A 10,613-nucleotide genomic window follows, 5' to 3' on the forward strand; every position below is an offset into this window, starting at 1 on the left:
TAATCAAGCATTCTGGCGAAAAATGGCTTGAGAAATTGTCTCAGGTAAAAAACACCCCAATCTACCCCAAAGGACAATTCATCTTCATGGAGGGAAGCTTGGTCATGGGAGCTTATTTTATTTTAAAAGGAAAGGTAAAAGTAATCAGCTCAAGTGTTGACGGAAAAGAACATACAGTCCGACTGGCAAAGGAAGGTCATCTGTTGGGGCATACAGCCATTGGTGTGGAAAAATATACCATAGGCGCAGTGACACTGACTGAAGCACAAATCTGTTTTATTGATAACAAAAGCCTTCAAGCTGCCTTTATGGAAAACCCTCAATTTACATTTGAAGTCATGCGCTTTTATTCGAGAGAATTGAGAAAAAGTGAAATAAGGACTAAGTGTCTTTCTATGATGAACAATGAAGAAAAAGTGATACTGGGCTTACTCTATATTTCAGACACTTACCTACCCAACCCAGAGGATAACCAGGTAGAAATCAATCTCAGCAGACAAGAAATTGCACAGATCATCGGTACCAATTCAGAGCAAGTAAGCAGGGTTCTATCAACAATGAAAAAAGACGGGCTGATTGAGTCTAAGGAAAGGGCTATCCTACTGAATGATATACAAAAACTCAAAGCAGCAATCAGCCATTATGCTTTTGCAACGGAATATTAATGTATGAACCTGCGAAATCGCATACTTTTTTATGCCAAAAAAATATGTGCAGATTGATTCCAGTCATTAACAATATGGGTTAGTTATTCTTTCTTTGTACTTATAAATGCCAAATCACCCTTAATTGTCAGTAAAAAAATCCATGTAACTTAAACATATATTGCCATGAACAGTAAAAACATTTACCCAAATAAAAGATATATTTATCTTTTACTCTTTATATCGGTTTTTATTTTTGATTCCTGTACCCAGAGTCAATCGCGTAATTCAGGAAACAATACCCACACAAAGGACTACAGTAATACCAAGATCTTTGGTGAAATGGTGGCTGAATTAACTGCCCCACCCCATGTCCCCCCTCCTGTGGGCAATAGGCCTGCGATGAAGCTCTATATGGGAATGGAAATCACTGAGGAAGAAATGGAAATGGCAGATGGTGTTTCCTATATGTATTGGACCTTTGGCGGTACAGTACCTGGATCATTCATCCGTGCCAGAGTAGGCGATGAAGTGGAATTCAAAATCAAGAACCACCCAGACAACAAACTTCCCCATAACATTGATCTTCATGCCGTAACAGGCCAGGGTGGTGGTGCTGAGGCTTCTTTCGTAGCTCCGGGACATGAAAAAACCTTTTCTTTCAAACTGATCAACCCAGGTCTATTTGTCTATCACTGCGCAACTGCACCAGTAGGCATGCACATTGCCAATGGCATGTATGGATTGATCATGGTTGAACCGGAAGGAGGCCTTCCCCCTGTTGATAAAGAATTTTATGTGATGCAGGGAGACTTCTACACAGAAGGAAGGTTTGGGGAGCCTGGACTACAGCCATTTGACATGCAAAAAGCTTATGACGAAAGACCGGACTATGTAGTTTTCAACGGAAGCACTAAGGCCCTGAGCGGAGAAAATGCCCTTCAGGCAAAAGCTGGTGAAACCATCAGAATATTCTTCGGAAATGGAGGACCAAACTTGGCTTCTTCTTTCCATGTGATCGGAGAAATCTTTGACAGAGTTTATGTAGATGGAGGGGATCAGATCAATTCCAATGTAGGAACTACCCTGGTACCGGCGGGTGGTGCTGCAATCCTGGAATTCAAAGCAGATGTTCCTTCCAACCTTGTTCTTGTAGACCACTCCATCTTCAGGGCATTCAATAAAGGTGCCTTAGGAATATTAAGTGTGACAGGTGAGGAAAATGAGAAAATATTCGCTGGTGAAATCATGGAAGGCATTTACTTACCTGAAGGAAGTACAATACAGAAAATGCCCAAGGACGGCAATACGGTCACTGCACCGGTTACGATGACCAAAAGCGAATTGATCGATACAGGCAAAAAAATATATATGCAGGCCTGCTTTGCTTGTCACCAAGCAAACGGAGAAGGAGTAGCCAACGCTTTCCCACCTCTTGCCGAAGCTGACTACCTGAATGCGGACGTCAACAGATCGATTGATGTACTGCTCCATGGACTTTCCGGCGAGATCACAGTCAATGGCAAAAAATACAACAGCATCATGCCTTCACAACAGCTCAAGGATGAAGAAGTGGCAGCTGTATTGACCTATGTGTACAACAGCTGGGGAAACAACGGTTCCGAGGTTACTCCTGAAATGGTAAGCAAAAGAAGAAAGAAATGAAAAAGCTATCCTTACTGATGGCAGGCTTACTATTGATAAGCAATGTCTCATCAGCCCAAAACAATCATATGGCTCTTATAGAAGGGGGAGAATACATTCCCCTCTATGGAGTGGGAGAACAGCCTGAAACTTCAGTTGAGGATTTCTATATGGACATTCATCCAGTAACTTATGCTGAATTTCAGGAATTTGTCAACAAGCAGCCCAAATGGCAAAAGTCCAATGTCAGCAAATTATTTGCCGATAGCAGGTATTTGTCAAATTGGGATAATGACCTGACTGCTCCTGCAGCTTTACTGGACAAACCGATTACCATGGTTTCATGGTTTGCAGCAAAGGCCTACTGCGAATGTCAGGGGAAAAGACTCCCGACTGTGGATGAATGGGAATATGCGGCCATGGCCTCAGGAACCAAAAAAGATGCAAGGAGAGACAGCCTGTATAATGTCTCCATACTCCGCAGTTACGAAGAACCGCGCACTTACCTAAAAACAGTCGGGAATTCCAAAGCCAATTACTGGGGACTAAAAGACATGCACGGCATGGTTTGGGAATGGACTCAGGATTTCAACTCCATTATCCTGACCGGAGAATCCAGAAACAACGGCAATACAGACGCTGGGATGTTCTGTGCTGCAGGCGCTATAGGAGCCAATGACATGATGAATTATGCTGCATTTATGCGCTTTGCCATGCGGTCCAGCCTCAAGGCCAACTTCTCATTGACCACTTTGGGATTCAGGTGCGCTCAGGACTCAGGAAAATAAAACCAACTCACATTTAAATGATCAAAATCATGCGATATATCAGCCTAATTCTGCTTGTCTCTTTACTTTTTTCCTGCCAGGAAAAAATCAATATGGAGCATAACACCCTATTGGAAGATAATTATGATGAACTTTCAATTTACCAACTTCCATCAGAATGGAACACCCAAGACGGACAAACCATTGAGTTCAAAGACCTAAGAGGAAAACCTTTGGTCGTGGTAATGATTTATACAGCCTGTCGAACAGCTTGCCCCAGATTGGTGGCAGATATGCGCATGATCGAAGAAAAAGTTTCTTCCAAAAAAATGAAGGATGTACAATATGTAATGGTCAGCATTGATCCCGTTAACGATACTCCCGAGAAGTTAAAGCAATTTGCAATAGACAACCAAATGGAAGGTCCAGAGTGGATATTTTTGCAAGGGACAGAAGATGGGGTCAGAGACTTTGCCAATATCATGGCCGTGAAGTATAAGCAGATCAACCCCATAGACTTTTCCCATTCCAATATCATCTCCGTCTTTGACCGCCAAGGGGTAATGAAGTACCAAAAAGAAGGCTTAGGTCTGGTCAATGATGAAATCATCAATAGGATCCTTACAGTGGCTAAAAATTAAACCTAAATTGAATTTGTAAAGTATATAAAAGATACTTTTATCTCTAATTATAAAAAGGATATATTTATCCTTTATTAAAAATAAGGATGTTTCAAAAGCTTATGCGTCAATTATCTATCAAATAAAAGATTTAAAGACCTTTAATTACTATAAAATGGAAGCAATAGAAAAAAGAAAAGTAGGTGGAATCGTTGCTGAAAATTTCAGAACAGCCAAAGTATTCACTGAGTATGGAATAGATTTCTGCTGCAAGGGAGGAATCAGCCTTGAAGCTGCTTGTGAAAAGCACGGTGTTCTTCTCCAAGACCTTATCAAAGACCTCTTGATGGTAGGCTCAATATCTGAAGAAAGAAAATACACAGATATGGGCAAGAGCGAATTGATTGATCATATTATCAATACCCATCATTCTTATGTTGAAAACAATATCCCCCCAATCAAGGAATACCTCCAAAAATTGGCTCAGGTGCATGGGGACAGGCATCCTGAACTGCATGAAATCAAGCAACTGTTTTTCGAAGCAGCTGACGGGCTTATTGTACACATGAAAAAAGAAGAGCTCATCCTTTTCCCTTACATCAAAGCCATGCAGACATCTGAGGAAAACGGATTTCCCTTATCTCCACCACATTTTGGGCACATTGACAATCCTATTGCTATGATGGAGCATGAGCATGATACAGAAGGAGAACGGTTTAGAAAAATCTCTGAGTTGAGCCGTGGTTATCAGACACCTGCCGATGGCTGTCAAACCTACAGGGTAACCTTTGCCATGTTGAAGGAATTTGAGGAAGATTTGCATACCCATATTCATCTTGAAAACAACATTCTTTTCCCCAAAGCCAAGGCTTTGTATGAGACAATGAATACCGCTTCATAAAAAAATGAATACCGCTTCAGCACATACCAGCTCCAAGATTGATGCTTCCTATTCTAAAGCACAATTGGCAAAACCATGGATGCGCTGGGCGGTCTTCTTTTTTCTTTCGAGTGCTGTATTTGGCCTTTTAATGCGTTACTTTTTTATAGGAACCGTACCGGAATCCCTGGACTATAAACACATCCTTCATGCCCATTCCCATGTTGCCTTACTTGGCTGGGGCTATTTATTAGTTTCAGGAGCAATGGTTTTCTTATACATCAAAGATCCTGAAAGACTAAAAGTATACAAAACATTATTGGTCCTTACTGTAATCGCAAACCTTGGAATGCTGATTAGTTTCCCTTTCCAAGGATATGGACTGTATAGCATCAGCTTCTCCACAATGCACCTTTTGGTTTCCTATGGTTTTGGCTATCACTTCCTCAAGGACTTAAAAAAATGTCCACAAGGGTCTGACAATAAACTATTACGCCTTGCTGTATTTTGGTTGCTTGCATCATCTTTAGGATTATGGGCTGTGGCTCCAGTAGGCGCGATTTTTGGTAAATTACACCCGCTTTACTTTTTAAGCGTGCAATGGTTTTTACATTTTCAACTCAATGGCTGGTTTGTTTACGGTTTTTTAGGTCTGTTTATTTTATTTCTTAAAAAAAAGAAAATTGAGGTGGGCTTTAAGCCAGTTCAGCTATTTGTATTGAACCTATCCTTAGTTTTGACTTTTGCTCTTACTATCTCTTGGGCCTATCATTGGGAGGGTTTATATTACTTGAATTCAATTGGAGTAATTCTGCAAGCTATAGCCTATTCATGGATCTTATATCCCGGTTGGAAAGCCTTAATAACAGAATCTCACCTACCCATAAATTGGGTTGAAAAGATAGTTTTATTAGGCTTGATAAGCATTATTGCCAAAGCTTTGATACAGCTGGCTCTTGTTATCCCAGATCTTGTTGCTGTTTCTTTTCAAATTCGAAATTATATCATCGGTTTTATACATTTGGTGCTCTTAGGCACCATCACTTTCGGAATAGGTGGAATCTGCATTGATAGCGGACTTCTACCCCAAAATAAATTTGCCAAAGCGGGTTGGTTCATTCTTTCCGCGGCATTTGTAAGTTCCGAAGTGCTTCTTTTCGGCCAAGGCACCATTCTTTGGGCTAAAATGGGCTTCATTCCCAATTACCACCTCTTCCTTTTTATTTCATCAGCTTTTTTCCCTCTTGGTCTAAGCTTGATTTTCGGCTCACTTTGGCAAAAACAGCATAAAATGGATCAAAATTTTATTATGATCAAACCAGTCAAAATAGTTTTGAATTAAATAATCAAAAGTTTGAGAAATCAACTATTAAACAAAGGCTTTGAATTGCCATAACATTTAAAAAGGTAACTAACATGAATATTCATTATCAGAAAGGAAGGCGTTTTTTACCTCCTGGTTGTCTAAACATTTTTCACAGTAGCACCCGAGTTGGGGTTACTCATAAATGATCTTTCAGTAGGCTTAAGGTGGTATCCCGCCAGGGGTATACCAACTCTCGATGAAATAGACCAAAATGATGGAAGAAGAAAAGTATATCAACCTTCCGGATTTTCGCTCTTCACCATATTTGTAAGCAAAAGCTTTAGAATTTCAAAATAGAAAAATAAGTTGAAGGATAATCATTTCCCTACAAACCCCTCATTAAGACGTCAGATTTAACGGCATATAAAAAAGTTTTTTTCTGTGAAATCCCCATCTGGGTGTAGATTCTCCTCAGTACCTCTGAAGTACTGAATGAGGCTGGGTGAAGTTTGTCCACCCTACTATCCAGCCCAAGGTTAATTCCGATAGCTATCGGAACCAAAGGGAAGATTTCTTAAGACCTTGTTCTACCTTAATATCCTTACCAATTTTCAATTGGCTAACTTTCTTCAATCTTGTATCATGTATCATAAGCAAATTACAAATTTGTATGTATATAAAGGCGTAATTGCAAATTACGTCTAGGAAACATCATTTTTAGAATTAAATCTCAAACTACACTCAGCGGGGACTATCAATGGGAGGGTTTATATTACTTGAATTCAATTGGAGTAATTCTGCAAGCTTTAGCCTATTCATGGATCTTATATCCCGGTTGGAAAGCCTTAATAACAGAATCTCCCCTACCCATAAATTGGGTTGAAAAGATAGTTTTATTAGGCTTGATAAGCATTATTGCCAAAGCTTTGATACAGCTGACTCTTGTTATCCCAGATCTTGTTGCTGTTTCTTTTCAAATTCGAAACCTTATTCTTTCTTCAATTCATAAATACTATACCTAGTAAATTCCTCTTCCACTTCTTCTGAGGGTTCTTCCAATACCAAAATCCGGTTATTATTGAGGCCAAAAAGCATCCTCCCATTTGGTGGGCTCAACTCACCAGCGGTTTGTTTGCCGTCCTCAAACACCAAAAGCTTGAACTTATCTTTTGATTTTGAAATGCTGAATGGGCTATCTTCAGAATTCCTTGCCTCATAAACCGAAGGGCTTACCCCCTGATAGTAGGAAAGCAACCATTTTTGATTACCTAAAGAAAAAATCTTATCATTTCTTCCAGCCATGAGATTAAGCTCTTTCATCCTCGAATCATCCATAGGTGTGCCTATGGGCAATGGACTGTATTGCTCAAAAGCGGAATGGACAATGGGTATCTTTTTTTTCAGTTGAAAGTTATTCTTAAGGTCATAAACCAGAATTTCATCGGCCAAATTTTGAACCACAACCAATTCATCTCCTTCTACAAAAAAGGATTTCCCCATCCGGTTGTAGTATATATTATCAGTCTTCTTATAATAGGAATCAGATTCATAGGGAACGATGGACTTCATCTCACCGGACTCCGGATATAGAAGAGAAAAGTTCTGCAAAGTATCCCTACCCTCTTCATTGTGTATCAATAAATGCGCAGATAGAAATGTGGTAGGACCTACCAAATATCTGGGCTGGTCATTCTCCGTAAAATAATGTGTTTTGCCCAAAGGAATATATGCCCTTACAGGTAGTGGAGACTGAATCCTGATGTTAGAAGTTTGGCTGTAATCTTTATCATAAGTGAGCAGTTGGAATGGAAGTTGAAAAACCCTTTCACCGCTTGGGCCAAAACTAAGTCCTAATGGAACCCAATTGCCCATATTATTGGGGCCATCACCTGTACGGTTAACTCTTTTGAGGATTTCTCCATCAGGGGAAATTTCCAATATATCATTTTCCGCTTCAGTGTAAGCCAAATAAATATTTTCACTTTTACTGAAATCAGTAATCTGAACCCTAGTCATGTTATTCACTTGAAAAGAATCGACTTTAACTAAGGAATAAGAGCTAAAACTTTCACCTGAGGATCCGTCTTTTTTGCCACAAGCCACTAGGACAATAAAGACCAAGAAGTAAAGTATTTTTTTCATTTTGCTTCAATTTTCAGTAAAATTATAAAATTAGTTTAAAAAACAATCCTGATTGAGTTTTTTTTGAAGTTCAAAAAGAAGAGTGCTCAGTGGGTCAGAAACTCTTTTCTATCAGAGGATATACAGGAGGAGTATTTAAAGTTATTGGAAGAAAGGTATAAGAGGATTTTTTAAAAAGGGATTTGAAAATGGACAAACCAAATTAACATTCGATTTGAGGTGAAAAAAAAACTAAGCAGTCGCTTCGCTTTTGGAATTCAGAGGACTAAGCGTCGAAATGAAAAAAGGAGGGATTGACTCCGTCGATCCCGTTTTGGGGGGAGTTGCAAAAGAAAAGCCTGCTCACTAAGTTCGGTATGTACTTTTTGCTTATTAGCTGCCCAAACAAGTTTGGTATCTAAAAGTCTTGCAGAGGAGGAGAGGACGGAGCGTTAAGGATTAGTCCTATGGACTAATTTAGCGACGGGCCAGCCTGCGGGTTGGTCACGACGACTCGAAATGAAAAAAGCCAAGCAAGAGCTTGGCTTTTGTAATGCAGAGGAGGAGGGATTCGAATAACGGACTTAACACGCTCATTATCAGTATTTAATTTTCAAACAATTTCCAAGGTCTCGATTTTCCCCCACAGATTTTTTTCGAAAAATTAGGATGAACGGTAAAAGTGTGGATTCGAACCCTTGGTACCTGCCTTCCATTTTATGGTTTCCGGAAGGAAGAAAATTACAAATTTGATTCAATTAATTATTAAGGAACATCTTCTTTCTAATTTTTCCACGGAGATACAGGAACCGAAGACTGGGTGATTTCCTCAAGGAACTTGATCTGACAGAAGGAAAAGCTACAGGTATTCCTACTATTATCAAAGCTATGAAAAACAATGGTTCTCCAAGTCCTGAGTTCCACACGGATGAAGACCGCTCTTTTTTTCATGTGGTACTTCCTATTCATGATGCGTTTTTAGCACCAACTAAAGTTCGGAGAAAAACTGATACCAGTTCGGAGAAAACAGCAAAAAGTTCGGAGAGAAGTTCGGAGAAAAATGAAACGAAGGTAAATTTTAGGCTTTTTTACCCTCGTCACCAAATCAAGGGTAAATACTACCCTCGTTTAACTTCTTAATCTGGGCCAGTAAGTTTTTGCTTTCAGTATTAGCTTAATCCCGTATACACATTCAAAAAAAAAACTATATCTAAATACATATAAAAATAAAATACTATCACAAATTATATTTTTTCGCATATAATAACATATATTTGTTTTAATTTATATCTGAATACATATAATGAAAAAACTTGCAAGCTTTGTAAAGGAACGAAGAAAGGAAGCAGGAATGACTCAGGAGGAGTTTGCCGAACGCTCTGGGATAGCCTTAACTGTGATCAGAAAGATTGAACAAGGAAAGACAAATCTCAACCTGGATAAGGTTAATCTGGTGCTCCGGATGTTTGGCCACGAGCTGGCTCCGGTAAACAGTAAAACTTTGAACGATGAGACAAGCAGAGATATATTATAAAGATATTCTGGCAGGAATGCTTACTGAAACTGAAGATGGAGAATATGTATTCCAATATACTGAGGAATATGTGCAATATTTTCCTGGGCAGTTTATCACTTTCAATATGCCAGTTACAAGCAAACCGTACATCAGCAATCGGCTCTTTCCTTTCTTTGAAGGATTGATTCCAGAAGGATGGTTATTGGATATTGCATCCAAAACCTGGAAACTTAACCCCAATGACAGAATGGGCTTGTTGTTGGCTTGTTGTCAAAACTGTATCGGCGCTGTGCATGTCAAACCATTAACAGAAAAACATGAAGGCTAAGTGTTTATATTGTTATGAGCCGATAGATGTCAAAGGGGATTTTCATCCCAAATGTGCAGCTTCATTTTTTGGTTCGGAGAAAGCTCCTCTCATCCCCTATTCCATTGATGAAATGGCTGAACTTGCCAAGCAGGTAGTTGACCGATCCATATCAGTTCCGGGTGTTCAACCAAAGCTATCCTTGTCATTGATCAAAGAGGCCCAGGAATCCAGTGATCAAAGACTGACAGTTGTCGGTGCTTTAGGAGGTAACTATATATTTAAACCGCCTACGACTGCATTTCCTGAATTGCCGGCCAACGAGCACTTGACCATGCGGATGGCTGAGGAATTTGGTATTCCTGTAGTACCATCATCTTTGATCAGACTACAATCTGGAGAGCTTTCCTATATCACCAAAAGAATAGACCGGACTTCAGACCTTCAGAAGCTCCATATGATTGATATGTTCCAGATCACTGAAGCTTTTGACAAATACAAAAGCTCCATGGAGAAAGTAGGGAAAGCTGTAGGCGATTATGCATCAAATACACTCTTAGATAAGTTGATTCTATTTGAGATCACTGTATTTTCTTTCTTGACAGGAAATAACGACATGCACTTGAAAAACTTCTCCCTGATTGAAACCACATCAGGCTGGAGGCTCTCCCCCGCTTATGACTTACTGAATGTCTCCATTGCCAATCCCGAGGATAAAGAAGAACTGGCTATTACCATGGGAGGCAAAAAGAGTAGGTTTATAAAATCAGATTTTGTCGATTATGGTTAGAACCTTTGATTTACGGAC

Annotated in this window: 11 protein-coding genes; 10 read left to right on the forward strand and 1 reads right to left on the reverse strand. The window is 39.6% G+C overall.

Going from position 1 to position 10,613, the window contains the following annotated elements:
- Positions 1–2 precede the first annotated feature (2 nt).
- The 6 genes from EA341_RS16090 (at position 3) to EA341_RS16115 (ending at position 5,897) form a co-directional block, all read left to right on the forward strand.
- Positions 3–665 (forward strand): Crp/Fnr family transcriptional regulator, encoded by a 663-nt coding sequence (locus EA341_RS16090; RefSeq protein ID WP_293016191.1) that lies wholly within the window; start codon positions 3–5, stop codon positions 663–665.
- A gap of 165 nt (positions 666–830) precedes the next feature.
- Positions 831–2,309: a copper-containing nitrite reductase gene (nirK, locus tag EA341_RS16095; protein ID WP_293016192.1), complete on the forward strand. Its 1,479-nt coding sequence runs from the start codon at positions 831–833 to the stop codon at positions 2,307–2,309.
- Entirely contained in the window at positions 2,306–3,076 is a 771-nt protein-coding gene (locus EA341_RS16100) for a formylglycine-generating enzyme family protein (RefSeq protein ID WP_293016193.1), read from the forward strand. The genes nirK and EA341_RS16100 overlap by 4 nt, the downstream gene beginning before the upstream one ends.
- A 29-nt stretch (positions 3,077–3,105) precedes the next feature.
- Positions 3,106–3,696: an SCO family protein gene (locus EA341_RS16105; RefSeq protein WP_293016194.1), complete on the forward strand. Its 591-nt coding sequence runs from the start codon at positions 3,106–3,108 to the stop codon at positions 3,694–3,696.
- Positions 3,697–3,850: 154 nt separating this feature from the next.
- Positions 3,851–4,576 (forward strand): iron-sulfur cluster repair di-iron protein, encoded by a 726-nt coding sequence (gene ric / locus EA341_RS16110; RefSeq protein ID WP_293016195.1) that lies wholly within the window; start codon positions 3,851–3,853, stop codon positions 4,574–4,576.
- A 4-nt stretch (positions 4,577–4,580) separates the two neighbouring features.
- On the forward strand, positions 4,581–5,897 hold the full coding sequence (locus EA341_RS16115; RefSeq protein WP_293016196.1) for a cytochrome c: 1,317 nt from the start codon (positions 4,581–4,583) through the stop codon (positions 5,895–5,897).
- Positions 5,898–6,848: 951 nt separating this feature from the next.
- Here the strand turns inward: EA341_RS16115 and EA341_RS16120 are convergent.
- Positions 6,849–8,003 carry a hypothetical protein gene (locus EA341_RS16120; protein WP_293016197.1) on the reverse strand — a complete coding sequence of 385 codons (1,155 nt, stop codon included), beginning with the start codon at positions 8,001–8,003 and terminating at the stop codon, positions 6,849–6,851.
- Positions 8,004–8,825: 822 nt separating this feature from the next.
- Here EA341_RS16120 and EA341_RS19030 point away from each other — a divergent pair.
- The 4 genes from EA341_RS19030 to EA341_RS16140 all read left to right on the forward strand — a co-directional run bounded on the left by EA341_RS19030 (position 8,826) and on the right by EA341_RS16140 (position 10,595).
- Positions 8,826–9,122, forward strand: coding sequence for a hypothetical protein (locus EA341_RS19030; protein ID WP_367127684.1), 297 nt, complete (start codon positions 8,826–8,828; stop codon positions 9,120–9,122).
- 163 nt (positions 9,123–9,285) lie between these two features.
- Positions 9,286–9,516 (forward strand): helix-turn-helix domain-containing protein, encoded by a 231-nt coding sequence (locus EA341_RS16130; protein WP_293016199.1) that lies wholly within the window; start codon positions 9,286–9,288, stop codon positions 9,514–9,516.
- Positions 9,491–9,826 carry a HipA N-terminal domain-containing protein gene (locus EA341_RS16135; protein WP_293016200.1) on the forward strand — a complete coding sequence of 112 codons (336 nt, stop codon included), beginning with the start codon at positions 9,491–9,493 and terminating at the stop codon, positions 9,824–9,826. Before EA341_RS16130 ends, EA341_RS16135 begins: the two co-directional genes overlap by 26 nt.
- A complete protein-coding gene (locus EA341_RS16140; protein WP_293016201.1) occupies positions 9,816–10,595 on the forward strand; it encodes a HipA domain-containing protein in 780 nt (259 codons plus the stop codon). Before EA341_RS16135 ends, EA341_RS16140 begins: the two co-directional genes overlap by 11 nt.
- Positions 10,596–10,613 lie beyond the last annotated feature (18 nt).

It is taken from the genome of Mongoliibacter sp. (genome assembly GCF_007692705.1).
Taxonomy (GTDB): Bacteria; Bacteroidota; Bacteroidia; order Cytophagales; family Cyclobacteriaceae; genus Mongoliibacter.